Source organism: Serratia sp. CY76391 (assembly GCF_052166695.1).
Classification (GTDB): Bacteria; Pseudomonadota; Gammaproteobacteria; order Enterobacterales; family Enterobacteriaceae; genus Serratia; species Serratia nematodiphila.
In genome coordinates this window covers 1-25,668 of record NZ_JBJNOJ010000014.1, presented here as the reverse complement: position 1 = coordinate 25,668, position 25,668 = coordinate 1, and the positions used below count along the sequence as shown (strand labels likewise).

Below are 25,668 nucleotides of genomic sequence, written 5' to 3'. Positions count from 1 at the left end.
GCAAAGCGCGACGCCACATCATGAGTAAACGCTTTCTCGCCGACGAAACAGATAAAAATTGGAGGTAGAGAAGTGAAAAAAACCGAGGCGCCACGGGGTTTTCATAGGAATTTTACCTATCGCACCATCCCCGGCATTTCATGCCGGGCGCTAACGCGTTAAGCTCGGAAATTGACCGTTTGCCGCCCCGGCGCTCAAAACGCCGCAGGGCTTTGGCTATAATCAACGCTGATACATGCCGTTTAACGTTAAGGAAATCGTGAAGTAATGCCTAGAGGACCAGACCAGGAACGCCGCCAGCCCGCACAAGACACGCCGCCGAAGCCGCTTATCGCCATCAAGACCGGCCATGAGACGCTCGACCGCCGCATCAGCGGTTTTTCACGTCTGATTGAACGCATCAAAGCCTGGCCGAGCGTGGCTCACCTGCTGCGCGCCGCCGAACGCTTTAACGATCGGCTGGGCAGCCAGTTCGGCGCCGCCATCACCTACTTTTCATTCCTCTCGCTGATCCCGATCCTGATGGTGTCGTTCGCCGCCGCCGGTTTCGTGCTGGCTTCCAACCCGGATCTGCTGGCCCGCTTGATCAACCGGATCGTCGGCAGCATCAGCGATCCGACGCTGGCCAGCACGCTGAAGAACACCGTCAATACCGCCATTCAGCAGCGCACCACCGTGGGGTTGACCGGTCTGGCGCTGGCGCTCTATTCCGGCATCAGTTGGATGGGCAACCTGCGCGAAGCGATCCGCGCGCAGTCACGCGATGTCTGGGAGCGCAATCCGCAGGATCAGGAGAAAATCTATTTCAAGTACACCCGCGATTTCATCTCGCTGACCGGCCTGGTGGTCGCGCTGATCATCACGCTGTCGCTGACCTCGGTCGCCGGGTCGGCGCAGGCGGCGATCGTCAACGCGCTGGGGTTGGACGGCATCGAATGGCTGCGGCCGGCGCTGACGACGATCGCACTGTCGATCTCGATCTTCGCCAACTATCTGCTGTTCCTGTGGATTTTCTGGATGCTGCCACGCCACAAACCGAAGAAAAAAGCGCTGCTGCGCGGCACCTTGCTTGCGGCTATCGGCTTTGAGGTGATCAAGTTCGTGATGACGATGACGCTGCCGCAGGTGGCGAAATCGCCTTCCGGCGCGGCCTTCGGCTCGGTGATCGGGCTGATGGCGTTCTTCTACTTCTTCGCCCGCCTGACGCTGTTTTGCGCCGCCTGGATCGCAACGGCCGACTACAAAGGCGACAAAGCCTTGCCGGAACGCGAGCCGCCGGCACGCTGAAGCCATGCAATCGTGCCGGTGTTATCGCACGCGCCGGCACTTTCCTCTGGTTAATAAGCAGAAAACCAGTCAATCCCTCTAAATCATGCGGCATGGAATTCGAAAAACCAGCATAACAAACTACCCAATCACTTTTCTTTCCCGTTTTTACAGCCATTCCCGCTGCATGAACCCCATTTCTCAACGTTTAACGCTACAGAAAAGAAGCCAGGTAAAACATTAGTCTTTTTAACCGGTTAGTGGCGGCGCTGCCCAGAGTTCCAGCGTTGAAAAGGCGGAATGCTGTCACTAAGATGGATTTTTACCCCCTCCAACAATAAGAAATAGATATGCAAGCCACCATCGCACCCCCACTCGACGCCGACGACGCGTCCACACCGGTGAACTCCCGCGGGAAAGTCATCGTCGCCTCGCTGGTCGGCACCGCCATCGAGTTTTTCGACTTCTACATCTACGCCACCGCCGCGGTGATCGTGTTCCCGCACATCTTCTTCCCGCAGGGCGACCCGACCACCGCAACGCTGCAGTCGCTGGCCACCTTCGCCGTCGCCTTTGTCGCGCGCCCTATCGGCTCTGCGCTGTTCGGCCACTTCGGCGATCGCGTGGGGCGCAAGGTGACGCTGGTCGCCTCGCTGCTGACCATGGGGATTTCCACCGTGCTGATCGGCCTGCTGCCGAGCTATGAAACCATCGGCATCTTCGCCCCTATCCTGCTGGCGCTGGCGCGCTTTGGGCAGGGGCTGGGGCTGGGCGGCGAATGGGGCGGCGCAGCTCTGCTGGCGACGGAGAACGCGCCGGCCAAAAAGCGCGCGCTGTACGGCTCCTTCCCCCAGTTAGGGGCGCCTATCGGTTTCTTCTTCGCCAACGGCACCTTCCTGCTGCTCTCGTGGCTGCTGAGCGACCAGCAGTTTATGGAATGGGGCTGGCGCGTGCCGTTCATCCTCTCCGCCGCATTGGTGCTGATTGGCCTGTATGTGCGGGTATCGCTGCATGAAACGCCGGTGTTCGCCAAAGCGGCCAAGGCTGGCAAACAGGTGAAAGTGCCGCTCGGCACACTGCTGAGCAAGCATCTGAAAGCCACCATCCTCGGCACCTTCATCATGCTGGCGACCTACACGCTGTTTTATCTGATGACGGTATATTCGATGACCTACGGCACCGCGCCGCAGCCGCTCGGGCTCGGTTACTCCCGCAACAGCTTCCTGTGGATGCTGATGGTGGCGGTGATCGGTTTCGGCGTGATGGTGCCGATCGCCGGTCTGCTGGCGGACGCGTTCGGCCGCCGCAAGACCATGATCGCCATTACCCTGCTGATGATCGGCTTCGCGTTCCTGTTCCCGACCCTGCTGGGTTCCGGCAACCAGGCGCTGGTGATGGGCTTCCTGCTGTGCGGCCTGAGCATCATGGGGCTGACCTTTGGCCCGATGGGCGCGCTGCTGCCGGAGCTGTTCCCTACCGAAGTGCGCTATACCGGCGCGTCATTCTCCTACAACGTCGCGTCGATCCTCGGCGCGTCCGTGGCGCCTTATATCGCCACCTGGCTGGCGGCCCACTACGGGCTGTTCTACGTCGGCATGTACCTGGCGGCGATGGCCGGGCTGACGCTGCTGGCGCTGCTGCTGATGAAAGAAACCCGCCACCAGTCGCTGTGATCCTCTGCGGCCCCCTCACTGCGGGGGGCCGCACGCGTTGTTCGTTTCCTGTCATAAAACCGGGCTATTCTGAATGTTTCTCTCGGTAACAGGATCGGCCGATGTCTCTGCGTCGTGGGGTATTTGTCTGCGTTGCGCTGCTGGCGGCTCTCGCCATCGCGCTCTATTACGGGTTGAAGCCTGACCATCCCGATGCGCTGTGGCGCATCGTCAGCCAGCAATGTCTGCCCAATCAGCAAGCGCATGACAACCCGGCGCCCTGCGCGCAGGTGGATGTGCCAGCCGGTTTCGTGGTGTTTAAAGATCGCAACGGGCCGCTGCAATACCTGCTGATGCCCAGCGCCAAAATCACCGGTATCGAAAGCCCGGCGGTGCTGGAGGCCGCCACGCCGAATTTCTTCGCCCAGGCCTGGCGCGCGCGCCACGTGATGGCGGAACGCTATGGCAAACCGATCGACGACGGCGACATTTCACTGGCGATCAACTCGGAATATGGCCGCACGCAAAACCAGCTGCACATTCATATCTCCTGCCTGTCGCCGGCGGTAAAACAGCGGCTGGCGCAGATTGGCCCCGATTTCATCGAGCAATGGCAACCGCTGCCCGGCGGCCTGTTGGGGCATGACTATCTGGGGCGGCGGGTGACCCCCGCCGAACTGGAACAACAGGGCGCCTTCCGCCTGTTGGCTTCCGGCCTGCCGCGCGCCGACGGGCGCATGGGCAGCTTCGGCCTGGCGATGACCGCGCTGCCGGACGGCGATTTCCTGCTGCTGGCGACCGAGCGCAGCCTGCTGCCGTTTACCCTGGCTTCGGCGGAAGAGATCCAGGATCACGACTGCCGGCTGCTCACGCCACCGCCGCACGCCTGATTATTTTTTGCCTTTCATCTCTCGCAGGATCTGCCCGCACGGGTTCTCCTCGCCGCCCTCACTGGGCGAGACCAGCGCCAGCAGCGCCGCCGCCGGCGTCAGTACCGCCCCCAACGCCACCGCCGCCGCGCCGCGCGCGATCAGCGGCCCGGCTTTGACCCCGGCGTCCGGGTGCTTGAAGGTGCCTTTCACGTACAGCGGCGAGCGCAGGGTCAGCACGCGCATACCCTTGCTTTCCGGATCGATGGACAAATCCAGCCGTTCGGTGGCGAGGTTGGTGTTGCCGGTGATGTTGATCACCGCGTTTTCGGTGTCGAACACGAACAGCCGCGGCGCGGCGACGCCGCTGCGGATGCCGACGTCCGCCGCCGCGCAGTTGATGCCCACCACGTCGTCACCGAACAGCTGCGCCACCAGATAGTTACCGACGTTCAGACCGAGGATCTCCATCAGGCTACGGCTGATCACCCCGTTATTGATCAGCAGGCGCAGGTCGCCATTGCTGGTCGCCAGCAGTTCGGCCACCGAATTGCCGCTGCCCGTCAACCTGGCGTCGCCGTTCATCTGCCCGAGGCTGCGCTTCATCGCCTCCACGTTCGGCAACAGCTGTTTAAGCTGAAGTTTGCGTGCATGCATATCCACCTGCCCGCGCATCGGCTTTTTGCCGCCGTCGAGGCGCACGACGGCGTTCAGGCTGCCGCCCGCCATGCCGAAGCGCAGCGGATCCAGGCGCAGTTCGCCATTGTTCAGCTTCAGGTGCGTGGCCAGATCGCTCAGCGGCAAATCGCTGCCGCGTTCAATGCGCGCGGCGGCAAACTTCACGTCCGCATCCATCTTGCTCCAGCTTTGCGTATCAAACTGTTCGACCGGCAGCACCTTATCCGCCGGCTGACGGCTTTTCTCGCCGCGCCCGGCTTTGGCGGCGTTGGAGTCCGCGCCGATCAGCGGCGCCAGATCCGCCAACCTCAGCTGCCGGGAGTTCACCGCGCCGCTCAGCGTCGGCCGCGGTTTGCCGGCAACGTATTTCAAATCGCCGTGAATGTCGCTGTCGCCGATTTTGCCATCGAATTTCTGGTACTCAAACACCGCGCCGCCCGGCTGATGCAGACGAGCCATCAGATGGCCATCGGTCGCATACGGCGGGGTATTCGGCAACAACACGCCGGTCAGGCCATAGAGGTTGCTCAGGCTTTCACCGGAAAATTTCAACTGCACGTCCAGGCCGCCGAGGTTCAGCGGATCGGACAAGGTGCCCGCGACCACCACCCGGGTGCTGCCGGAGCGCACGTCGGCCTGCAGCGGGAAGGGCAAATCGGCGCTCTGCAGCGACAGCATGCCGCCAATCTTGCCGCTGCCGCTCAACGGTTCACCGTTATATTTGCCTTTCACCTGCCAGCCGAAAACGTAATCGGGGGTGGCGGCCTTGTCGCCGCCCTGTTTGCCGGTCACTTCGCTGAACGGCAACGGTTTGCCGAGCGGATCGATGACGGCGCGAAAATCCGCCTTCAGCGTGGCGTCTTTAAAGGCGATCTGCCCCTTGTCGAATACGATGTCGTGAACGGTGAACGACCAGTCGGAAGGCGGCTGCTTGGGATCCTGGCCGGCGGCCAGGTCAAACGTCCAGTTGTTGTCGCCGTTGGCCAGGCGTTGCAACGAAGCATTCGGCTGCTTCAGCCAGATGCGCGGGATCAGCAGCTCTTTACCCAGCAGCGCCAGCGGCGCAATGCTGGCGTCGACGCGCTGCAGCGTCACCATGCTGTCGCCGGGCATGTTTTTCGGGTTACCCAGCCACACGTCTTCGGCGTGAATATGCGGCCAGGGCACCCAGGCGCGCCAACCGCCCTCATCTGGATTGCGCGACCAGTCGACGCCCAGATCGCCGCGAATGGCAAACGGTCGCCGCAGTTCGGCCGACACTTTGTCGTTGATGGTGGGCTTGAGTCGATTCCAGTCGAAGGTCGCGATGAAGATCGCCAGCGAGACGATCAGCAGCAGCACAATGCCGCCCAGCCAGCTGAAAACCTTTCCTGTTCTTGTCATAGCGGCTCCCTCAGCGCATAAATCGGGCTGCCGAATGAAAGGAAAAGGAGTTAGCAGCCCCGTTTAAGCCTAGCTGAGGATGGGCCGGAGTTCACGCCGGCGCGCCGGGTGCGGCGAACAGCGTCGGCACGCTGTGCAGCGTTTCAAAGCACGCCGGACGGGAAAGGTAGTAGCCCTGGGCGGCCAACGCGCCGGAGCGCTGCACCAGCCGCCACTCCTGCTCGGTTTCCACGCCTTCGACGATCACCCCGTCGCTGTGCTGGTTCATCATTTTGATCAGGGTGCCGAGCAGCTGGACGCCCTCTTCCGACTGTTTGAGCAAGGTGAACAATTCGCGCGCCACCTTGATGTATTGATAGCGCCAGGCACCGACGGCGGAGAAGTTGGCCAGCCCGCTGCCGAAATCGTCCAGCCACAGCCGCTCGCCGCCGACAATCTGCTGCAGCGGGCGGCTTGATGCCGTTGCGGCGTGCTCCACCAGCTCGAAGCGCAGATAGGGCATCTCGGCGATCTGCCGTTGCAAGGCGCTATGACGCTGCAATGCTTGCAGCGCGATGCCGTCGATATTGACCGACACCATCACCGCATGGCGGGTGAACAACGCCTGCCAGCGCTGCAACAACGCCAGCTGTTCCTGAACCACCCGCAAACGCTGGGCGACGCCGAGCGAGGCAAAATAGTGTTCCGGGGATTGCCGCTTGTCCGGCTCATTCGGGTGATATACCGCCGTCAGCAGTTCCACCGCCAACAGCGCGCCGCTGGTGCGATAAATCGGCTGGAAGGTATACAAGCGCCGGCATTGCCGCCAGTAGCGCCGCGATTTGGCGCAGGCATAGAGGGCAAAACAGGGCGCCAGCAGACCCGAGATCAGATTGGTTATCATCGGTACTATCGCCGTGGCGGGGAAGTGAGAGCGCTGCCGCTGTTTCTTTACCCAACTTATCGGCCACGCCGCGTAAAACTTTAAGCACGAATTGCCGCACGCTTTCCTCTTCACCCTGTTGGCGTTGGCCGATCGCGATCATAAAAAATTAAAACACTGTTTTAATTTATTGACTCCCTTACCGCCTTGCGTGGAGACTGGTGGCTGTTGCTTCTTCTTTAGCCAGGGCTTATTGACGATGACTATCCGAAACCTCGCCGTGATCGGCGAATGCATGATCGAGCTGTCGCAGCAGGGCGCACAGCTGACGCGCGGCTTTGGCGGCGATACCCTCAACACCGCCGTCTACCTCGCCCGCCAAATGCCGAAACAGACGTTGCAGGTACATTACGTCACTGCGCTCGGCACCGACAGCTTCAGCGGCGAGATGCTGCAGGCCTGGCGGCAGGAGAAGATCGAGACCGGGTTGATTCAGCAATTCGACAACAAGCTGCCGGGCCTGTACGTGATCGAAACCGACGCCGCCGGCGAACGCACTTTCTACTATTGGCGCAATGACGCCGCCGCCCGCTATTGGCTTGCTGGACCGCAGGCCGACGCACTGTGCGCGCGGCTGGCGCAGTTCGATTACCTGTACCTCAGCGGCATTAGCCTGGCGATCCTCGCGCCTGCCGACCGCACGAAGCTGCTGGCGTTGCTGCGCCGCTGTCGCGCCAACGGCGGCAAGGTGATCTTCGACAACAACTACCGCCCGCGCCTGTGGCCAAGCCGTGAGGAAACGCAGCAGGCCTACCGCGAGGTGCTGGCCTGCACCGACATCGCCTTTTTGACGCTGGATGACGAAGAATTGCTGTGGGGAGCGCAGCCGGTTGAACAGATAGTGACGCGCACGCAGGCGCTCGGCGTCGGCGAGATCGTTATCAAACGCGGCGCGGATGCCTGTCTGGTGTTCAATGTGGAGGGGGAGCGGCTTGAGGTGCCGGCGATCGCGCTGCCGCCGGAGCGCGTGGTGGATACCACCGCAGCGGGCGACTCTTTCAGCGCCGGCTACCTGGCGGTGCGCATGAACGGCGGCGGTGCCCAGCAGGCGGCGCAGCGCGGCCACCAGCTTGCTGCGACGGTGATCCAACATCGCGGCGCCATCATTCCCGCAGCGGCGATGCCCGCATAATCAATAAGGCGGCGGCGAAGTCACCCCCGCCGCCCACGCAATGGATCCCAGAAGCATTGATCAGAGGATGATTGAAAGAATTTCCCTGGCGTTGGCTTATTTCCGCCCAGAGCTGCTAAGCTCGGGTCTTGGCATTGCCGTCTTTTTGAATTTATTAGCCGAGTATAAATTTCAATCCGCCGCACTGACTAGCTGGACTTTGGTGCAGGTCGGGCTGAGCCGCCGAACGACAGGGAGGTTACCGATGGCCGCCACATTCGCCAACGCCGTCGCCGCAAGACTGCATCTTGACGGCCGGCTACAGGCCTTTAGCCAATTCAAATACGCTTACCTGACCTTCAACAAACACCATCCCGATCGCCATCTGCTGGTATCGAACTACCCGCAAGAATGGCTGGACATCTACAATGCCAATCGCTATCAGCACATCGATCCCGTCGTGCGCGCCGCCCATAGCCGCTGTGCGCCCTTTATGTGGCACGACACCGCCCTCACCACCGAGGATCGGCATTACCGGAAGATCTTCAGCCAGGCGCGGGAGTACGACATCGTGCACGGTTGCAGCTTTGTTTTGCACGATCACGACAACAACCTGGCGATCTTGTCGATCAGCGCGACGGCGGCCGATGACGCCGAACTGCGGCAGCTAATGGCGGAAGAAAGGGCCTGCCTGCAGATGGTCTTGGTCGATACCCACCAGCACGCGTTTGCGTTGGCCAGCGCCGAGGCTGGCCGAAAGGATCGGCTCTCGCCGCGCGAAGGGGAAATTCTCTATTGGGCCAGCCAGGGCAAAACCTATAACGAGATCGCGCTGATCCTGGGGATCAAAACCGGCACGGTGAAGTTTCACATCGGCAATGCGGTGCGTAAGCTAGGGGTCGCCAACGCCAAACACGCGATCCGGCGCGGCCTTGAACGGCAACTGATCGCGCCGCCGCAGGCATAAAAAAGCCGGCATTGCAGCCGGCTTTTGTTTTTTATCTTGCGGAAAATCAGCCCGCAACGGCGATACGTTTCATGTCGGTCATGTAGCCACGCAGTTTGCGGCCGACGGTTTCGATTGGGTGGCTGCGCACCGCTTCGTTCACGTCGCGCAGCTGCGCGTTGTCCACCGCCGTACCCGCCACGGCTTTGCCCAAATCGCCCGCCTGCAGGGTGGTCATGAAGTCCTTCAGCAACGGCACCGCTGCGTTGGCGAACAGGTAGTTGCCGTACTCCGCGGTATCGGAGATGACCACGTTCATTTCATACAGACGCTTACGCGCAATGGTGTTGGCGATCAACGGCAGCTCGTGCAGCGACTCGTAGTAAGCCGACTCTTCAATGATGCCGGCATCGACCATGGTTTCGAACGCCAGCTCAACGCCCGCTTTCACCATCGCCACCATCAGCACGCCATGATCGAAGTACTCTTGCTCGCTGATCTTGCCTTCAAACTGCGGCGCATTCTCGAACGCGGTTTTGCCGGTCTCTTCGCGCCAGGTCAGCAGTTTCACGTCGTCTTCCGCCCAGTCGGCCATCATGCCGCTGGAGAAGGCACCGGAAATGATGTCGTCCATGTGCTTCTGGAACAGCGGCGCCATGATGGTTTTCAGCTGTTCGGACAGCGCATAGGCACGCAGCTTGGCCGGGTTGGACAGGCGATCCATCATCAGGGTGATGCCACCCTGCTTCAGCGCTTCGGTGATGGTTTCCCAGCCGAACTGAATCAGTTTCTCGGCGTAAGCCGGATCGGCGCCTTCAGCAACCAGCTTGTCGAAGCACAGCAGAGACCCCGCCTGCAGCATGCCGCACAGAATGGTCTGCTCACCCATCAGATCAGATTTCACTTCAGCGACAAAGGAGGATTCCAGCACGCCGGCGCGGTGGCCGCCGGTCGCCGCCGCCCAGGCTTTGGCGATCGCCATGCCTTCGCCTTTCGGATCGTTTTCCGGGTGAACCGCAATCAGGGTCGGCACGCCGAAGCCGCGCTTGTACTCTTCGCGCACTTCGGTGCCCGGGCACTTCGGCGCGACCATCACCACGGTGATGTCTTTGCGCACCTGCTCGCCCACTTCAACGATATTGAAGCCGTGGGAATACCCCAGCGCCGCGCCGTCTTTCATCAGCGGCTGCACCGCACGCACCACGGAAGAGTGCTGCTTGTCCGGCGTCAGGTTAACCACCAGATCCGCCTGTGGGATCAGGTCTTCGTAGGTGCCGACCTTAAAGCCGTTTTCGGTCGCCTTGCGCCAGGAAGCGCGCTTTTCGTCGATCGCTTCTTTGCGCAGGGCATAGGCGACATCCAGGCCGGAGTCACGCATGTTCAGCCCCTGGTTCAGGCCCTGAGCGCCACAGCCGACAATCACCACCTTTTTACCTTTCAGGTAGCCGGCTTCGTCAGCAAATTCGTCGCGCGCCATAAAGCGGCATTTACCCAATTGCGCCAGCTGCTGACGCAGGTTCAATGTGTTGAAATAGTTAGCCATGGTGGTACTCCGGTTTGATGTTGTCTTGCATTGTTATTTTCATTCCCCGCCCTGTCTGTGCGGAGATTCGTTAAACTCAATGTATAACAGGAAATGCGTTGCTTAAATTGATATATTGAGAACGTGATATTGCAATTTTTGCAACACTCTCACTGCGAGCGTATCGATATGGATTTACGTGATTTAAAGCTGTTCCTGCATCTGGCCGAAAGCCATCACTTCGGGCGCACCGCCAAGGCGATGCACGTCAGCCCGTCGACGCTCTCCCGCCAGATCCAGCGGCTGGAAGAGATCCTCGGGCAGCCGCTGTTCCTGCGCGATAACCGCACCGTGCAGCTCACCGACGCCGGCGAACAGCTGAAAGAATTCGCCCAGCAAACGCTGCTGCAATATCAGCAGCTGAAGCACTCGCTCGGCCAGCACGGCCCTTCGCTGAGCGGCGAACTGCGGCTGTTCTGCTCGGTGACCGCGGCGTACAGCCACCTGCCGCCGATCCTCGATCGCTTCCGCGCGCAGCACCCGCTGGTAGAAATTAAGCTGACCACCGGCGACGCCGCCGACGCGGTCGACAAGGTGCAGTCCAACGAGGCCGATCTCGGCATCGCCGGCCGGCCGGAAACGCTGCCCGCCAGCGTGGCGTTCACCAAAATCGGTGAAATCCCGCTGGTGCTGATCGCACCGGCGCTGCCCTGCGCGGTACGCAGCCAGGCGTTTGCCGACAAGCCCGACTGGGCCGAGATCCCGTTCATCCTGCCGGAACACGGCCCTTCGCGAAAACGCATCGAGCTGTGGTTCCGCCGCCACCGCATCAGCAATCCGCTGATTTACGCCACCGTCGGCGGCCACGAAGCGATCGTGTCGATGGTCGCTTTGGGCTGCGGCATCGCGCTGATCCCGAGCGTGGTGGTGGATAACAGCCCGGAGCCGGTGCGCAACCGCATCTCGCAGCTGGATAACATCTCGATGGTCGAACCCTTCGAGCTGGGGGTCTGCGTCCAGAAAAAGCGCCTCAGCGATCCGCTGATCGACGCCTTTTGGCGGTTGCTGCATCCCCGCTGACGCGGGGTTTACAGATCCGCCGGATCGATCTGCTTCATCGTCTCTACCTGCATCAGCCAGTGGTAGAGCGGCTCAAGCTGCAAAAATGCCCCGGCCAGCCGCGGCGCCAGATCGGCGCTGAACAGCTTTTCCACTTCGCTGTCAGTCACCATCACCGCGAACGATTTGCGGTTGTACCAGGTGGCGATCTCCGCCGCCTGCTCCTTCACCAGCGGGCGCTTGTAGCTTTCGCCCACCAGCTCGAACGGCGGCCGGCAGCAGGCGGCCACCTCAAGGAAAGGCTGCGGCCGCTGCCTCAGCGTATGGCGGAACAGATCCATGGTCGGCTTGTTGGCGCTGTAGTAGCCGAGCCCATAGCGCAACATGTCCGGCCCCAGTTCAAAAAAATACACCGGCGCGTCTTTCCAGTCTTTGCTCGGACGCTTGAACGTCAGCCACATGCGGCTACGGTAGCGCGATTTATCATGAGAAAAGCGCGTATCGCGATGAATGCGCGACAGCGTTTTGCCGATCGCCGGGCGAGTCTCGAACTGCGGATCGATCGCCAGCATGCCGGGAGCCAACTGCTCCACCAGCGCGCGGAACGGCGCCAGCAGCTCGCGATCGTAGATGTCGCGGTTGCCGTCGAACCACGCCTTATCGTTTTCGATCCGCACCTGCTGCAGGAAATTCAGGCCCTGCTGACTAAAGCCGGAGAAAGGTTGCGTCATAAGCTTTTCCGTTCTGACGATTTATCGGGTGTTGCGCAGATCTTCCCTCTGCCAACGGCGTTTGATAAACACGCGCCGACGCGTGCGAAAATAAGCGACGTAGAGATAGAACGCCGCCCGATTGCTGAATAGCGCACCACCCACCGCGCCCCCCAGCAACATAGCGACGGTGGCGATGCCGGTCATGCCCGTAGCCCACGCTACTGCGGCGCCAAGGCAACACAGACCGAGCATGCCAAGATAGTATTGCAGCAATACCACCCCGCTGTTTTTCCCCTGCACCAGTTGGAACAGGATCAGCGTCATCCACACCGCCACGATCGCGCCGCTGCCCATGAGAACGGCGGCGGAAGTCTTGCCGCTCCAGGCGGCCGCCACGTCCGTGGCCAGGCCCATCACGCCCGCCAGCCCCAGCGTCAGGCATACCATCAGCAACATGACATTGCCGACGCCCGGCGGTGACAGCCGCTGGCCCGGCGTCAGGAAATGCTGCTCAAGCTGCGCATCCACGCCGGCGAAAAGCGCGCGATCGCGCGCCGCGATTTGGCTTTCCATCTCCCGGCCCTGCGCGATCAGGCGTTTAATCATCCAGTCCGCCATTACCTCACCATCTGCGGCAATTTCTGCATAATGCCTACAAAATACTGCCCGGTGGTTTTCACATTCACCGGCGCAGACAGGGTGCCGCTGATGCCGCTGCCCACGAACGTCAACGCGTTATTGAGCGCCGAATGCAACTGCTGGCGCAGCCCGTTTTGGATCGCTTCCGTCGGGTAACGCTTCGGGTATAAGCCGTTCTTCACCATTTCTTTCAAGACGTTATTGGAAATTCCCGGATTTTCCGCCCGAATGATGTTTTCGGTCAGCCGCTTCCTTTCGCTGCGGGGCATGCTTTTCAGCCATTCCGTCGCCTTGCGCGCCGAAATGCGGCGCATGGCGCGGTAGGTCATCGTCGCTTCCTTCAGGGCGGCCCCCGCGCTGGCCAGCGAGATCACATCGAGTACGGTGCTGGTGGCGATATACCACTGCTCAGAGTCGAGCTGCGCCAATTCATCGCCTTTCCCGTCATAAAGCTTGTTGACGCGGTATAGCCCATTGCCACACTGCAGCGCGCTGGCGACCATGCCGGCATAGCCCAGATAAGCCACCGCAGAGCTGGTGCCGCCGGTGAACGGCACGGCGACGCTGCCCGACGCCAGTAAAAATACCGATACCAGCAGCGTTCCGCACGACAGCGCGGCCGAGGCCAACTCTTTGCTGACGCTGGGTTTGCTCAACGCTTCCGACAGCGTATTGGTCGCGGCAACGCGCGAGGTATGAGCCACCGTTTTGCTGATGACCACGTGGGTGACCTGCGAAGCGTTCGAATAACCGGTGTGCTGCGTCGGGCGGACTAAAAATGAGTTTTGCCCGTCGGAAAAAATAATTCCCACGCCATGAAAAGCGAGGCTGCAGTCCAGCGAGTCCTGCAAGGCTTGCAGATTAATATCGCGATAGAACTCTTGTACCCCGGCATTGCCCAACAGGCGGGCAAATTCGGCGTTGGTCAAATCGTCTTCGGGAGAACCGAACGGCGTAGAAAAAGCGGTTTTCATTGTCGTGCATCCCTATACGTCAGAAGTCTTGGCAGTATAAAAATGCACGACAAAATCACAACCATGCAACCCATAAACTGACTAACGCGTCACGGTTGCTTATCAATCCGGCTCACCCCTGCAAAAAGAAGCGGAACGCCGGGTTGTCGGTTTCGTCGTGGCAATCGTAGCCCAGCGCCTGCAGGTGCCGCTCGAATTCCGGCTCGCTTTGCGCCAGTTCAAAGGCCGCCAGCACCCGGCCGAAGTCGGTGCCGTGGCTGCGATAGTGGAACAGCGAGATGTTCCAGTGTGTGCCCAGCGTTTGCAGGAACTTCAGCAGCGCGCCCGGCGACTCCGGAAACTCAAAGCTGAACAGCCGTTCGCGCAGCGGCTTCGACGGACGCCCGCCCACCATGTAGCGCACGTGCAGCTTGGCCATCTCATCGTCCGACAGATCCACCACCTGATAACCGCCGGCGTTGAGTTCGTCGATGATCTCCCGCCGTTCGGCGTGGCCGCGCGTCAGCCGCACGCCGACGAAAATGCAGGCGTTGTCGGCATCGGCGTAGCGGTAGTTGAATTCGGTCACCGAGCGCCCGCCCAGCAGCTGGCAGAACTTGAGGAAGCTGCCCTGCTGTTCCGGAATGGTCACCGCCAGCAGCGCTTCGCGCTGTTCACCCAGTTCGCAACGCTCGGAAACATAGCGCAGCCCGTGGAAGTTGAGATTGGCGCCGGACAGCACGTGCGCGAGACGCTCGCCCTGAATGTTGTGCTGCTGGACGTACTTTTTCAGCCCCGCCAACGCCAGCGCGCCGGAAGGTTCGGCAATCGCGCGCACGTCCTCGAACAGATCTTTGACCGCCGCGCAGATGGCGTCGCTGTCCACGGTGATCACGTCGTCCAGATACTCACGGCACAGGCGGAAGGTTTCGTCGCCGATGCGCTTCACCGCCACGCCTTCGGCGAACAGCCCGACGCGCGCCAGATCCACCGGATGGCCGGCATCCAGCGCCGCGCGCAGGCAGGCGGAGTCTTCCGCTTCGACGCCGATCACTTTGATCTGCGGCATCAGCTGTTTGATCAGCACCGCCACCCCGGCGGCCAGGCCGCCGCCGCCGACCGGCACGAAAACCCGATCCAGATGCGCGTCTTGCTGCAGCAGCTCCATCGCCAGCGTGCCCTGCCCGGCGATCACCGTCGGGTGATCGAACGGCGGCACAAAGGTCATGCCCTGCTGTTGGGAAAGCTCGATCGCCTTCGCCTTGGCCTCGTCGAAATTGGCGCCGTGCAGCAACACTTCGCCGCCGAAGCCGCGCACCGCATCCACCTTGATGTCCGCAGTGGACACCGGCATCACGATCAGCGTTTTGATCCCCAGCCGTTTACCGGAGAAGGCGACGCCCTGCGCGTGGTTACCGGCCGAAGCCGTCACGACGCCGCGCGCCTTCTGCTCTTCGTCCAGCCCGGCGATCATCGCATAGGCCCCGCGCAGCTTGAAGCTGTGCACCGGCTGGCGATCTTCGCGCTTCACCAAAATGGTGTTGCCGAGGCGCGAAGAGATTTTGCTCATGGCCTGCAACGGGGTGACTTGCGCCACCTCGTAAACCGGCGAGCGCAGTACCGCTCGCAGATATTCCGCGCCGCAGGGGGCGCTGGGTAGGGGTTGAGAGACCGCCATGCTGCTTATCCCCCCAGTTTGCTCTTGTCGCGCACCGCGCCTTTGTCGGCGCTGGTAGCCAACGAGGCGTAGGCGCGCAGCGCGAAGGACACCTGACGTTCACGGTTTTTCGGCGTCCAGGCCGCGTCGCCGCGCGCCAGTTCCGCCTCATGCCGCGCCGCCAGCTCCTGCTCGCTGACATCCAGCTGGATGCCGCGATGAGGAATGTCGATCGCGATCATGTCGCCGTCCTGCACCAGGGCGATCAGGCCGCCGTTGGCCGCTTCCGGCGAAGCGTGACCGATGGACAACCCGGAGGTGCCGCCGGAGAAACGCCCGTCGGTGATCAGCGCGCACGCCTTGCCCAGCCCCATCGATTTCAGGTAGGTGGTTGGGTAAAGCATTTCCTGCATGCCCGGGCCGCCTTTCGGCCCTTCGTAGCGAATCACCACTACGTCGCCCGCCACCACTTTGCCGCCGAGGATCGCTTCTACCGCGTCATCCTGGCTTTCATACACTTTGGCCGGGCCGCGGAAGGTGAGGATTTCCTTGTCGACGCCGGCGGTTTTGACGATGCAGCCGTTTTCCGCCAGGTTGCCGTACAGCACCGCCAACCCGCCGTCCTGACTGTAGGCGTGCTCACGGGTGCGGATGCAGCCTTCCTTGCGGTCGGTGTCCAGAGAATCCCAGCGGCAGTCCTGGGAGAATGCCTGCGTGGTGCGGATACCGGCCGGCCCGGCGGAGTACATTTTCTTGACGCTTTCGTCGCGGGTCAGCATCACGTCGTAGGCCTCCAGCGTCTGCGGCAGGGTCAGCCCCAATACGTTGTTCACCTCGCGGTTCAGCAAGCCGGCGCGATCCAGCTCGCCGAGGATGCCGATCACGCCACCGGCGCGGTGCACGTCTTCCATGTGATATTTCTGCGTGCTCGGCGCCACCTTGCACAGGTGCGGCACTTTGCGCGACAGGCGATCGATGTCCTCCATGGTGAAGTCCACCTCGCCTTCCTGCGCCGAAGCCAGCAGGTGCAGCACGGTGTTGGTCGAGCCGCCCATGGCGATGTCCAGCGTCATGGCATTTTCAAATGCCGCCTTGTTGGCGATATTGCGCGGCAGCGCGCTCTCGTCGTCCTGCTCGTAATAGCGTTTGGTCAGCTCGACGATGCGCTTGCCGGCGTTGAGGAACAGTTCCTTACGATCGGCGTGGGTGGCCAGCAGCGAACCGTTGCCCGGCTGCGACAGGCCCAGCGCTTCGGTCAGGCAGTTCATCGAGTTGGCGGTGAACATGCCGGAGCAAGAGCCGCAGGTCGGGCAGGCGGAACGCTCGATCTGCTCGCTGTCGGCGTCGCTGACGTTCGGGTTCGCGCCCTGGATCATCGCGTCCACCAGATCCAGCTTGATGATCTGGTTGGAGAGTTTGGTCTTGCCGGCTTCCATCGGACCGCCGGAGACGAAGATCACCGGAATGTTCAGGCGCAACGCCGCCATCAGCATACCCGGGGTGATCTTGTCGCAGTTGGAGATGCACACCATCGCGTCGGCACAGTGGGCGTTCACCATGTATTCGACCGAGTCGGCGATCAGCTCGCGCGACGGCAGGGAATAGAGCATGCCGCCGTGGCCCATGGCGATGCCGTCATCCACCGCGATGGTGTTGAACTCTTTGGCCACGCCGCCGGAGGCTTCAATCTGTTCGGCGACAAGCTTGCCCAGATCGCGCAGATGCACGTGGCCAGGCACGAACTGGGTAAAGGAGTTGACCACGGCGATGATCGGCTTGCCGAAATCGGCGTCGGTCATCCCGGTCGCGCGCCACAATGCGCGGGCACCCGCCATATTGCGGCCGTGGGTGGTGGTGGCGGAACGGTACTTAGGCATGCTCTTTTCACTCCAAATGTATTTATGGCAGGCGGCGAACGAACCGCCTGGATATTTCTTATCTTGTCTGTCTTGTCGTCCGCCACGCTGCGCGGCGAGTCTTGTCGTTACGGGTTTACCGGATCCAGCCAGCCGTATTTGTCTTCGGTCTTGCCGCTGAACAGGCCGAAGAACGCCTGTTGGATCTGTTTGGTCACCGGGCCGCATTTGCCGATGCCGACCTGAATGCCGTCCACGCTGCGCACCGGCGTGATTTCCGCCGCGGTGCCGGACATGAACACTTCGTCGGCCAGGTACAGCGATTCGCGCGACAGCACCTGCTCGCGCACCTCGAAGCCCATGTCTTTCGCCAGCTTGATGATCGCGTCGCGGGTGATGCCCGGCAGCGCCGACGAGGTGAACGGCGGGGTATAGAGCACGCCGTCTTTCACTTCAAACAGGTTCTCGCCCGCCCCTTCGGAAATGTAGCCGTGCACGTCGAGCGCGATGCCTTCCTGATAGCCGTGGCGGCGCGCTTCGCTGCCCACCAGCAGGGAGGAAAGATAGTTGCCGCCGGCCTTGGCCGCGGTCGGGATGGTGTTCGGCGCGACGCGGTGCCAGGAGGAGACCATCGCATCGATGCCTTGATCCAGCGCTTCTTCGCCCAAATAAGCGCCCCAAGGAAACGCCGCGATAATCACGTCCGTTTTATAACCGGCCGGCGGGTTGACGCCCATGCCGACATCGCCGACGAACACCAGCGGGCGAATGTACGCGCTGACCAGGTTGTTCTTGCGCAGCGTAGCGCGGCAGGCTTCCATCAGCTCGTCGACGCTTTGCGAAACCGGCATGCGGTAGATTTTCGCTGAATCATGCAGGCGCTGCATATGCTCGCGATGGCGGAACACCACCGGCCCCAAGTGCGAGTCGTAGCAGCGCACCCCTTCAAATACCGACGTGCCGTAATGCAACGCGTGCGACATCACGTGCACTTTGGCCTCGGCCCAAGGAACCATCTCACCATTGAACCAAATGTAATCGGCTTTCTTAGTCATTGTTATTTATCCTTCTCGGCGCCTCAGGCGCGTATTTGTTGTGATGTTGGCTGCTGGATCTCGACGCAGGAGACGTCCATCAGTTTACTTAATTGAGATGACAACAGGGCAACCGGGCGCGGGCTGGCAACGGTCAATTCGATATTGATGCTGTCGGCGTTGGCCGGGGAAACCATATTCATAGCACAAACCTGAAAGCCGCGATGACGCACGACCCGCAATACGCGCTCTAACATTTCGGGGCGAAAACGCGCCTGGATCGAGAGTTGATGCTGCATCATGATATTTCCTCCAACATGGTTTCGTTGCCGGCGCCCGGCGGCACCAGCGGCCAGACGTTTTCGAGTTCGTCGATAGAGACCTGCAGCAGATAAGGGCCTTCGGTGTTGAACAGCGCCTCGAGGGCGCCCTCCACCTGATCCTTGCGGCTGATGCGCTGGCCGGGAATGCCGAAGGCGGCGGCCAACATCAGGAAGTCGGGGTTATCGGACAGGTTGGTTTCGCTGTAGCGGCCGTCGAAGAACAGCTGCTGCCATTGACGCACCATCCCGAGGCGCTGGTTGTCCAGCAGCACGATCTTAAGCGGCAGCTGCTTGCGCTTGATGGTGCCCAGTTCCTGCACGTTCATCATGAAGGAGCCATCGCCCGAGACGCAGATCACCGTATCTTGCGGGCGGGCAATCTGAGCGCCTACCGCGGCCGGCACGCCGAATCCCATGGTGCCGAGGCCGCTGGAGGTGATGAAATTCTCCGGACGCTCGAACGTCATGTGCTGCGCGCTCCACATCTGGTGCTGACCGACGTCGGTGGTCACTACGCTGTTGGCCGGCTTGCGGTCAGACAGCTGGCGCAAGAACAGCGGCGCGTAGATCGGCTGGCCGGGGTGATCGTAGCGGCAGGCGTGCTCGGCTTTCAGCGCCGTCACCTGCTGCTGCCAGGCGGCGATGTCCAGCGGGTGCTGCAACGCCGGCAGCAACGTTTTCAAATCACCCTGCAGGGCCACATGCGCCTGGCGCAGCTTGCTCATTTCCGCCGGGTCGATATCCATGTGGATCACTTTGGCGTGCGGCGCGAAGGCGTTCAGTTTGCCGGTCACGCGATCATCGAAACGCGCGCCGACGGCGATCAGCAGATCGCACTCCTGCACCGCCAGGTTGGCAGCCTTGGCGCCATGCATGCCCAACATGCCGAGATACAGCGGGTCTTGCGCGTCCGGCGCGCCCAGCCCCTTCAGGGTGGCGACGTTCGGCATGCGGGTCACCGCGATAAATTCACGCAGCGCCGGCACCGCCTGCGCCATGCCCACGCCGCCGCCGACGTACAGCATCGGTTTGTGCGCCTGCGCCAGCAGCGCGGCCGCCTCTGCCAACGCCGCCGCCGGGAACGCCGGCGCTTCGTCAACCGGCATCAGATGCGGGTGCAAGTCCCCCTGCGCCAGCTGGATGTCTTTCGGGATATCGATCAGCACCGGGCCGGGGCGGCCGCCTGCGGCGATGGCGAACGCTTCCGCCATGATGCCCGGCAAGGCGTCCAGCGACTCCACCAGGAAGCTGTGCTTGGTGCAGGCCAGAGACAGGCCGAGAACATCGATCTCCTGAAAGGCATCGGTGCCGATCAGCGCAGAACCCACCTGGCCGGTGATGGCGACAACAGGAACGGAATCGAGCAGCGCATCAGCCAGGCCGGTGATCAGGTTGGTGGCACCAGGGCCGGAAGTGGCGATACAGACACCGACTTTGCCGGTGGCGCGGGCGTAGCCGATGGCGGCCATGGCGGCGCCCTGTTCATGGCGGCACAGCAGGTGTTCCACGCCGCCGTCATACAACGCATCGTACACCGGCATGATTGCCCCGCCCGGATAGCCGAATACGGTATCCACACCCTGCGCACGCAACGCTTGAACTACCCACTGAGCGCCATTCATAGTTATTTCCCCGCCTTTCTTCGACAATTGCAGGATTTTGTTCTGTTTTTCATGCTCTGCCCCTTGCTCCACTTTTCTCTTGCCAATAAAAAACCCCCGGACCTGACGGTGCGGGGGTTCTCTTGCGATTCCGGCTTGTTTGCTAAGCCTTTCTTCGTCCAAGTGCAGCCCCGCACGGTGGGATAATAATCACCACCACGCTAATCACGACTAGGCTAATCACTTGGGCAAAGGCTTTCATAATGGGTTTGTTCACTGTGCTCATTCAGAACTAATGCTTACAGAGGTACCACAGCCGCGCGCGACATGACAACACTTTTTTTGCGTTATTATTCGGCGCAATCTGGTCATACCTCACGCGAATCGCCCCTCTTTCACACGTTGGCGCGCATACCCGGATTTTCTACCGCGTCGGTGATCGTCTTGCCGCGCGTATCCTTGCCGAAGAACACCAACAGGGCGATCGCCACCGCCACCGTACCGGCGACGATCGCCATCGCCAGGCCGTAATTATGCCCATGATGCTCGGCGATGGTGGCTTGCAGCGTGGCGTTGACCGAGGCGATCAGGTTACCCAGCTGGTACACGAACCCCGGCAGCACTGCGCGGGTGTTGGCCGGCACCAGCTCGGTCAGATAGGTCGGCACCACGCCCCAGGCGCCCTGCACCATGAACTGCATCAGGAAAGCGCCGATCCCCAACATCAGCGAACCGCTGGAAAACGCCCACAGCGGGATCACCGGCAGCGCCAACAGCGCGGCAATGATGATCGCTTTTTTGCGGCCGATCTTTTCTGACAACGAACCGAAGAAAACACCGCCGATAATTGACGCGATATTGTAGCTAATGGCGATAATACTGACGGTTTTAGGGTCGAAACCGTGCTGAACTTTCAGAAACACCGGATACAGATCCTGCGTACCGTGGGAGAAGAAATTGAACGCCGCCATCAGCAGCACCAGATAGCAGCACAGCTTCCAGTGGCTCTTCAACACCGGCAGCAAGGCGGTGCTCTCTTTGCGTTCACGCGCCGCCAGCCATACCGGCGACTCCTGCACGCAATAATAAATAAACGGCAGCAGCAGGATCGGCGCCGCGCCGATGACGAACATGCCGCGCCAGCCGACCGTTTCGAACAGCAGGCCGTACACCACCGCCGCCAGCAGATAACCAAACGGATAGCCGGCCTGGAAAATACCCGACATCAGGCCGCGTGAGCGGTCCGGTATGGTTTCCATCGCCAACGATGACGCCACGCCCCAAATGCCGCCCATCGCAACACCGTACAACACCCGCAACAGCAAGAAGACCGTCAACGAGGGCGCAGCGGCGGAGAGCAGCTCAAACACCGAGAAGAAGACGATATTCAACATCAGGATCGGCTTGCGGCCATATTTTTCTGCCGCACGCCCGAAGATCAGCGCGCCAATCGGGCGCACCGCCAGCGTGAGCAGAATCGCCAACGTGACCTGTTCCAGACCGACGTGAAAGGACTGCGCGATGTCGCTGAGTAAGAATACCAGCACGAAAAAATCGAAAGCGTCGAGCGTCCAGCTTGAAAAGCTGGCGATTGCCGCGTTGCGTTGCAGCGGGGTCCAACCAAACATAGTGTTATCCCTACCGTAGAGTACGAAGTCAGGAGGTTTAGCGGCTGCCGGGCAGAATGCGGCGGCGGTCGGGGCTTGTTAAAGAAGTGGTTTTTCTTTTAATCAATTGTTAAATACACCCGTTAACCCTATGATTGCAATGTGTATGGGCCGCTAATGTGTTGCAGCCTTCAGCGAATTGTTAATGGGTATTGCCGCAGGATGCGAGGCGGCTCGCACAATCTCATTTACTTCGATGAAAATGAGCAATTACGCTGCGAACCCCCTAGAAAAACCACCAATAACGCCGCGCAATGCCAGAATGAATCACGCATCATGTCGTCCTCAGCAAGGAGAGCGATATGTCACTGGCGTTAATCTATAGCCGCGCCATCATCGGCGTTCAGGCCCCTTCCGTGACGGTGGAGGTGCATATCAGCAATGGCCTGCCCGGCCTGACGCTGGTCGGCCTGCCGGAAACCACGGTAAAAGAGGCGCGCGATCGGGTGCGCAGCGCCCTGATCAACAACGGTTTCACCTTTCCCGCCCGGCGCATCACCGTCAATTTGGCCCCCGCCGATCTGCCGAAAGAAGGCGGGCGTTACGATCTGCCGATAGCGCTGGCGATCCTCGCCGCCTCCGAGCAGTTACCCCTCGCACCGTTGGCACGCTACGAGTTTCTTGGCGAGCTCGCGCTGTCCGGCTCACTGCGCGCGGTCAGGGGAGCAATCCCGGCGGCACTGGCGGCGGCTGATGCCGGGCGGCAACTGATCCTCTCGACGGACAACGCCGCCGAAGTCGGCCTGATCGCGCAGTCACACTCCCATACTGCCCAACACCTGCTGGAAGTCTGCGCTTTTCTGCTCGGCCAAGGCGAACTGCCGGTGGCGGCCACGCCCCCCGATGCAGACAACGCGTGCGAAAACGACGACCTGCGCGACATCATCGGCCAGGAACAGGCCAAGCGGGCATTAGAGATCGCCGCCGCCGGCGGGCATAACCTACTGTTGATTGGGCCACCGGGCACCGGTAAAACCATGCTCGCCAGCCGTCTCACGGGCTTACTGCCGCCGCTGACGGAGACTGAGGCGCTGGAAAGCCTGGCGGTCGCCAGCTTGCAGCATCATATTCCCGCCGCTCTACCATGGCGTCAGAGGCCGTTCCGCGCACCGCACCACAGCGCCTCGATGGCGGCATTGGTCGGCGGCGGCTCACTGCCGCGACCGGGCGAGATCTCGATGGCGCATAACGGCGTGCTGTTTCTGGATGAACTGCCGGAATTCGAGCGTAAGGTACTGGATGCGCTGCGTGAGCCGTTGGAATCCGGCGAGATCGTGATTTCACGTGCCAACGCCAAGGTCTGTTTCCCCGCCAGGGTGCAACTGATCGCGGCAATGAACCCCAGCCCGACAGGGCATTATCAGGGGTTGCACAATCGCGCCTCACCGCAGCAGGTGTTGCGCTATCTGGCCCGGCTGTCAGGGCCTTTTCTCGACCGTTTCGATCTGTCTATCGAAGTACCGTTGTTGCCGCCGGGTACGCTCAGTCATCGGAAAACCCATGGAGAAAGCAGCGAACAAGTACGGAAAAGGGTGCAGCAGGCACGCGCCCGGCAGCTCGAACGCGCCGGTAAAGTCAACGCGCTGTTGAGCAACCGCGAAGTGGAACGAGATTGCGTTTTGCAGGCGGCTGACGCCGAGTTTTTGGAAGCAACATTAAACACGCTGGGGTTATCGGTTCGCGCCTGGCAGCGCATCTTGAAAGTGGCGCGCACGCTGGCGGATTTGGCGGGAGATGCTGAACTCGACAGGCACCACCTCAGCGAAGCACTGGGCTATCGCAGTATGGACCGTCTGCTGTTACAACTGCATCGCAGTCTGGAATGAAAATGGGGCCCGCAGGCCCCATCGTCTTTAGTCTTCGCTGTCGCTGTAATCTTCTACTGCGTCAGCCTGCGGTTTACCGCCGGACAGAGTATGGAATTTCTTCGGGCGACGTGTGCGCGCCAGATATTTAGCCCATACTTTTTCCTGCTCGGTAGCCGCTTCGCGCTCACCGCGGCACACTGCGACGAACAGCCGTTCTTCTTCAGTGGCCGGCTGGCGTTTGCCCGAGTCCAACTCGTTAAACGCGTAGCCGAAGCGCTCTAGCAATTGCGCCTCTTTAATGGTGAAATCGCCGTGACGGGAGAACCCGCGAGGGTAATGTTTATTATCAAAAAAACGATTGGTCGTGGTGAAGCTATCCGCCATCTGACACGCTCCTAATTCTCTTATGGCCGTGCTGTTTATGGCGCGGAGTATTAGATAGGCTTGACAGCGTGTAAAACAAAACATTTAAATCTTAACGACAAATTTTTTTGGAGATAGGTGTGGATACCGAATTACTGAAAACCTTTTTGGAGGTCAGTAGAACGCGTCACTTTGGCAGAGCCGCAGAATCTTTGTACTTAACGCAGTCCGCGGTCAGTTTCCGCATCCGTCAGTTAGAAAACCAGTTGGGCGCAAATTTATTTACCCGTCATCGCAATAACATCCGCCTGACGCCTGCCGGCGAGCGGCTTCTGCCCTATGCCGAGAGCCTGATGAACACCTGGCAGTTGGCGAAGAAGGAAGTCGTGCGTTCGCTGCAACACACCGAGTTATCGATCGGCGCTACCGCTTCGTTGTGGGAGGCCTATCTGACCCCCTGGTTGCAAGCACTCTATCAACAACGCGAGGCGCTGCAGCTAGAAGCCAGGGTGGCATTAAGGCACTCTTTGGTAAAACAACTGCATGAAAGGCAGCTCGATTTACTGATCACCACTGAACCGCCGAAGATGGATGAATTGGCCAGCCAGCAGCTGAGCAATTTCTCATTACGCCTGTTCTCATCCGCTTATCGTGACAAACAGGCCCCAATGCCCTACATCAAGCTGGAATGGGGAGCCGACTTCCACCAACAGGAAAACCGCATGTTGGAAGGTGATAACGTACCGGTGCTTACCACCACCTCCGCTCACCTGACGCGTCAGCTGTTGGAAACCACGGGCGGATGCGCTTTCCTACCCAGCCATTGGGAAAAAGAGTACCCACAGCTGGTGGCCGCCACCGAGATCCCGCCGATTATCCGCCCACTGTATGCCGTCTGGTTGCAAAATAGCGATCAACAACCTTTGATTCGGCAATTACTTAAAATACCTTTAAATACCGCAGCCTAAAGCGCTATGGCGGCCTTAAAAGCCGCCACCGTGGTCTTGGCTGTCTATCATGCCAAAAGCCGCCCATCGCCTTCTGAGAGAAGAAAATGCAAAATGGTAGGAGAATCAGGAGCTCTGCGGAGGTAAAGATCGAAAGGTTATGGAGCAACTCGGATCAGATAAACATCAGCATAGAGCAGCCGATGCGCTCTTTTCCAAAACGATAACGCGCTAAGGAAACGGATAATAGATAAAAAAAAACCCTTTGCTTTCGCAAAGGGTTCTTAATATGGCAGGGGCGGAGAGACTCGAACTCGCGACACCCGGTTTTGGAGACCGGTGCTCTACCAACTGAGCTACGCCCCTAAATCTCGCTTAACATTATGCCTGCTAATAAAGCAGGCATAATTAAATAAGTGGCGGAACGGACGGGGCTCGAACCCGCGACCCCCTGCGTGACAGGCAGGTATTCTAACCAACTGAACTACCGCTCCACCGATTCTTTTACGTTGCATCTTTCGATGCCGGCAAATCACGTTCTGCGACTTGCGCATTACCAGTCGTCACACTGATAACGTTTATTTGATGCCTGGCAGTGTCCTACTCTCGCATGGGGAGACCCCACACTACCATCGGCGCTACGGCGTTTCACTTCTGAGTTCGGCATGGGGTCAGGTGGGACCACCGCGCTATTGCCGC

The 25,668-nt window shown here is 60.5% G+C and carries 22 protein-coding genes, 2 tRNA genes and 1 rRNA gene; 8 read left to right on the top strand and 17 right to left on the bottom strand.

Going from position 1 to position 25,668, the window contains the following annotated elements; genetic code table 11:
* Positions 1-267 precede the first annotated feature (267 nt).
* The 3 genes from yhjD to ACJ8PN_RS22065 all read left to right on the top strand — a co-directional run bounded on the left by yhjD (position 268) and on the right by ACJ8PN_RS22065 (position 3,808).
* On the top strand, positions 268-1,287 hold the full coding sequence (yhjD, locus tag ACJ8PN_RS22075) for an inner membrane protein YhjD (RefSeq protein WP_171454927.1): 1,020 nt from the start codon (positions 268-270) through the stop codon (positions 1,285-1,287).
* 329 nt (positions 1,288-1,616) lie between these two features.
* Positions 1,617-2,939 (top strand): MFS transporter, encoded by a 1,323-nt coding sequence (locus tag ACJ8PN_RS22070; protein WP_016930463.1) that lies wholly within the window; start codon positions 1,617-1,619, stop codon positions 2,937-2,939.
* A 101-nt stretch (positions 2,940-3,040) separates the two neighbouring features.
* Entirely contained in the window at positions 3,041-3,808 is a 768-nt protein-coding gene (locus ACJ8PN_RS22065; protein ID WP_171454928.1) for a CDP-diacylglycerol diphosphatase, read from the top strand.
* Here ACJ8PN_RS22065 and ACJ8PN_RS22060 read toward each other — a convergent pair whose 3' ends face one another.
* Positions 3,809-5,848 carry an AsmA family protein gene (locus tag ACJ8PN_RS22060; protein WP_351109070.1) on the bottom strand — a complete coding sequence of 680 codons (2,040 nt, stop codon included), beginning with the start codon at positions 5,846-5,848 and terminating at the stop codon, positions 3,809-3,811. It abuts the gene before it with no gap.
* A 91-nt stretch (positions 5,849-5,939) separates the two neighbouring features.
* Complete coding sequence (gene pdeH, locus ACJ8PN_RS22055; RefSeq protein ID WP_021505226.1) at positions 5,940-6,731, bottom strand: cyclic-guanylate-specific phosphodiesterase; 792 nt, start codon at positions 6,729-6,731, stop codon at positions 5,940-5,942.
* Positions 6,732-6,969: 238 nt separating this feature from the next.
* On the opposite strand from pdeH, the gene ACJ8PN_RS22050 reads away from it, so the two are divergent.
* Entirely contained in the window at positions 6,970-7,902 is a 933-nt protein-coding gene (locus tag ACJ8PN_RS22050) for a sugar kinase (RefSeq protein WP_351109073.1), read from the top strand.
* 244 nt (positions 7,903-8,146) lie between these two features.
* Positions 8,147-8,848, top strand: coding sequence for a LuxR family transcriptional regulator (locus tag ACJ8PN_RS22045; RefSeq protein ID WP_275095267.1), 702 nt, complete (start codon positions 8,147-8,149; stop codon positions 8,846-8,848).
* A gap of 46 nt (positions 8,849-8,894) precedes the next feature.
* Here ACJ8PN_RS22045 and ilvC read toward each other — a convergent pair whose 3' ends face one another.
* Positions 8,895-10,370 carry a ketol-acid reductoisomerase gene (gene ilvC, locus ACJ8PN_RS22040; RefSeq protein ID WP_004929973.1) on the bottom strand — a complete coding sequence of 492 codons (1,476 nt, stop codon included), beginning with the start codon at positions 10,368-10,370 and terminating at the stop codon, positions 8,895-8,897.
* Positions 10,371-10,538: 168 nt separating this feature from the next.
* Between ilvC and ilvY the strand changes: the two genes are divergently transcribed.
* A complete protein-coding gene (gene ilvY, locus ACJ8PN_RS22035) occupies positions 10,539-11,429 on the top strand; it encodes an HTH-type transcriptional activator IlvY (protein WP_004929971.1) in 891 nt (296 codons plus the stop codon).
* Between the two features lie 8 nt (positions 11,430-11,437).
* Here ilvY and ACJ8PN_RS22030 read toward each other — a convergent pair whose 3' ends face one another.
* From ACJ8PN_RS22030 to ACJ8PN_RS21985, 10 genes are all read right to left on the bottom strand, one after another.
* Complete coding sequence (locus ACJ8PN_RS22030) at positions 11,438-12,139, bottom strand: DUF2461 domain-containing protein (RefSeq protein ID WP_004929969.1); 702 nt, start codon at positions 12,137-12,139, stop codon at positions 11,438-11,440.
* Between the two features lie 21 nt (positions 12,140-12,160).
* Positions 12,161-12,739, bottom strand: coding sequence for a hypothetical protein (locus ACJ8PN_RS22025; protein ID WP_346596687.1), 579 nt, complete (start codon positions 12,737-12,739; stop codon positions 12,161-12,163).
* Positions 12,739-13,734 carry a hypothetical protein gene (locus tag ACJ8PN_RS22020; protein WP_442535223.1) on the bottom strand — a complete coding sequence of 332 codons (996 nt, stop codon included), beginning with the start codon at positions 13,732-13,734 and terminating at the stop codon, positions 12,739-12,741. The genes ACJ8PN_RS22025 and ACJ8PN_RS22020 overlap by 1 nt, the downstream gene beginning before the upstream one ends.
* 112 nt (positions 13,735-13,846) lie before the next feature.
* Positions 13,847-15,391 carry a threonine ammonia-lyase, biosynthetic gene (ilvA, locus tag ACJ8PN_RS22015; RefSeq protein ID WP_004929963.1) on the bottom strand — a complete coding sequence of 515 codons (1,545 nt, stop codon included), beginning with the start codon at positions 15,389-15,391 and terminating at the stop codon, positions 13,847-13,849.
* Between the two features lie 5 nt (positions 15,392-15,396).
* Positions 15,397-17,247 (bottom strand): dihydroxy-acid dehydratase, encoded by a 1,851-nt coding sequence (gene ilvD, locus ACJ8PN_RS22010; protein ID WP_015379395.1) that lies wholly within the window; start codon positions 17,245-17,247, stop codon positions 15,397-15,399.
* A 107-nt stretch (positions 17,248-17,354) separates the two neighbouring features.
* Positions 17,355-18,281 carry a branched-chain amino acid transaminase gene (locus ACJ8PN_RS22005; RefSeq protein WP_016930475.1) on the bottom strand — a complete coding sequence of 309 codons (927 nt, stop codon included), beginning with the start codon at positions 18,279-18,281 and terminating at the stop codon, positions 17,355-17,357.
* Between the two features lie 23 nt (positions 18,282-18,304).
* Positions 18,305-18,562 (bottom strand): acetolactate synthase 2 small subunit, encoded by a 258-nt coding sequence (gene ilvM / locus ACJ8PN_RS22000; RefSeq protein WP_004929955.1) that lies wholly within the window; start codon positions 18,560-18,562, stop codon positions 18,305-18,307.
* On the bottom strand, positions 18,559-20,205 hold the full coding sequence (gene ilvG, locus ACJ8PN_RS21995; protein WP_351109084.1) for an acetolactate synthase 2 catalytic subunit: 1,647 nt from the start codon (positions 20,203-20,205) through the stop codon (positions 18,559-18,561). The genes ilvM and ilvG overlap by 4 nt, the downstream gene beginning before the upstream one ends.
* A 142-nt stretch (positions 20,206-20,347) precedes the next feature.
* Positions 20,348-20,446 carry an ilv operon leader peptide gene (gene ilvL / locus ACJ8PN_RS21990; protein ID WP_013814970.1) on the bottom strand — a complete coding sequence of 33 codons (99 nt, stop codon included), beginning with the start codon at positions 20,444-20,446 and terminating at the stop codon, positions 20,348-20,350.
* A 133-nt stretch (positions 20,447-20,579) separates the two neighbouring features.
* Positions 20,580-21,812 carry an MFS transporter gene (locus tag ACJ8PN_RS21985; RefSeq protein ID WP_411261717.1) on the bottom strand — a complete coding sequence of 411 codons (1,233 nt, stop codon included), beginning with the start codon at positions 21,810-21,812 and terminating at the stop codon, positions 20,580-20,582.
* Between the two features lie 341 nt (positions 21,813-22,153).
* Between ACJ8PN_RS21985 and ACJ8PN_RS21980 the strand changes: the two genes are divergently transcribed.
* Positions 22,154-23,677, top strand: a complete 1,524-nt coding sequence (locus tag ACJ8PN_RS21980) for a YifB family Mg chelatase-like AAA ATPase (protein WP_154871846.1) — start codon at positions 22,154-22,156, stop codon at positions 23,675-23,677.
* Positions 23,678-23,704: 27 nt separating this feature from the next.
* Here ACJ8PN_RS21980 and ACJ8PN_RS21975 read toward each other — a convergent pair whose 3' ends face one another.
* Positions 23,705-24,043, bottom strand: a complete 339-nt coding sequence (locus ACJ8PN_RS21975; RefSeq protein ID WP_171454934.1) for a DUF413 domain-containing protein — start codon at positions 24,041-24,043, stop codon at positions 23,705-23,707.
* A 119-nt stretch (positions 24,044-24,162) separates the two neighbouring features.
* Between ACJ8PN_RS21975 and hdfR the strand changes: the two genes are divergently transcribed.
* Positions 24,163-24,990, top strand: coding sequence for an HTH-type transcriptional regulator HdfR (gene hdfR / locus ACJ8PN_RS21970; protein ID WP_028128092.1), 828 nt, complete (start codon positions 24,163-24,165; stop codon positions 24,988-24,990).
* Between the two features lie 269 nt (positions 24,991-25,259).
* Here hdfR and ACJ8PN_RS21965 read toward each other — a convergent pair.
* The 3 genes from ACJ8PN_RS21965 to rrf all read right to left on the bottom strand — a co-directional run.
* Positions 25,260-25,335, bottom strand: a tRNA-Trp gene (locus tag ACJ8PN_RS21965).
* A gap of 51 nt (positions 25,336-25,386) precedes the next feature.
* A tRNA-Asp gene (locus ACJ8PN_RS21960) sits at positions 25,387-25,463 on the bottom strand.
* Positions 25,464-25,556: 93 nt separating this feature from the next.
* A 5S ribosomal RNA gene (gene rrf / locus ACJ8PN_RS21955) occupies positions 25,557-25,668 on the bottom strand; the annotation flags it as partial.

Bases quoted from the DNA above. Each gene is read 5' to 3' on its own strand.
- yhjD (WP_171454927.1), top strand. From the start codon at position 268: ATGCCTAGAGGACCAGACCAGGAACGCCGCCAGCCCGCACAAGACACG.
- ACJ8PN_RS22070 (WP_016930463.1), top strand. From the start codon at position 1,617: ATGCAAGCCACCATCGCACCCCCACTCGACGCCGACGACGCGTCCACA.
- ACJ8PN_RS22065 (WP_171454928.1), top strand. From the start codon at position 3,041: ATGTCTCTGCGTCGTGGGGTATTTGTCTGCGTTGCGCTGCTGGCGGCT.
- ACJ8PN_RS22060 (WP_351109070.1), bottom strand. From the start codon at position 5,848: ATGACAAGAACAGGAAAGGTTTTCAGCTGGCTGGGCGGCATTGTGCTG.
- pdeH (WP_021505226.1), bottom strand. From the start codon at position 6,731: ATGATAACCAATCTGATCTCGGGTCTGCTGGCGCCCTGTTTTGCCCTC.
- ACJ8PN_RS22050 (WP_351109073.1), top strand. From the start codon at position 6,970: ATGACTATCCGAAACCTCGCCGTGATCGGCGAATGCATGATCGAGCTG.
- ACJ8PN_RS22045 (WP_275095267.1), top strand. From the start codon at position 8,147: ATGGCCGCCACATTCGCCAACGCCGTCGCCGCAAGACTGCATCTTGAC.
- ilvC (WP_004929973.1), bottom strand. From the start codon at position 10,370: ATGGCTAACTATTTCAACACATTGAACCTGCGTCAGCAGCTGGCGCAA.
- ilvY (WP_004929971.1), top strand. From the start codon at position 10,539: ATGGATTTACGTGATTTAAAGCTGTTCCTGCATCTGGCCGAAAGCCAT.
- ACJ8PN_RS22030 (WP_004929969.1), bottom strand. From the start codon at position 12,139: ATGACGCAACCTTTCTCCGGCTTTAGTCAGCAGGGCCTGAATTTCCTG.
- ACJ8PN_RS22025 (WP_346596687.1), bottom strand. From the start codon at position 12,739: ATGGCGGACTGGATGATTAAACGCCTGATCGCGCAGGGCCGGGAGATG.
- ACJ8PN_RS22020 (WP_442535223.1), bottom strand. From the start codon at position 13,734: ATGAAAACCGCTTTTTCTACGCCGTTCGGTTCTCCCGAAGACGATTTG.
- ilvA (WP_004929963.1), bottom strand. From the start codon at position 15,391: ATGGCGGTCTCTCAACCCCTACCCAGCGCCCCCTGCGGCGCGGAATAT.
- ilvD (WP_015379395.1), bottom strand. From the start codon at position 17,247: ATGCCTAAGTACCGTTCCGCCACCACCACCCACGGCCGCAATATGGCG.
- ACJ8PN_RS22005 (WP_016930475.1), bottom strand. From the start codon at position 18,281: ATGACTAAGAAAGCCGATTACATTTGGTTCAATGGTGAGATGGTTCCT.
- ilvM (WP_004929955.1), bottom strand. From the start codon at position 18,562: ATGATGCAGCATCAACTCTCGATCCAGGCGCGTTTTCGCCCCGAAATG.
- ilvG (WP_351109084.1), bottom strand. From the start codon at position 20,205: ATGAATGGCGCTCAGTGGGTAGTTCAAGCGTTGCGTGCGCAGGGTGTG.
- ilvL (WP_013814970.1), bottom strand. From the start codon at position 20,446: ATGAAAGCCTTTGCCCAAGTGATTAGCCTAGTCGTGATTAGCGTGGTG.
- ACJ8PN_RS21985 (WP_411261717.1), bottom strand. From the start codon at position 21,812: ATGTTTGGTTGGACCCCGCTGCAACGCAACGCGGCAATCGCCAGCTTT.
- ACJ8PN_RS21980 (WP_154871846.1), top strand. From the start codon at position 22,154: ATGTCACTGGCGTTAATCTATAGCCGCGCCATCATCGGCGTTCAGGCC.
- ACJ8PN_RS21975 (WP_171454934.1), bottom strand. From the start codon at position 24,043: ATGGCGGATAGCTTCACCACGACCAATCGTTTTTTTGATAATAAACAT.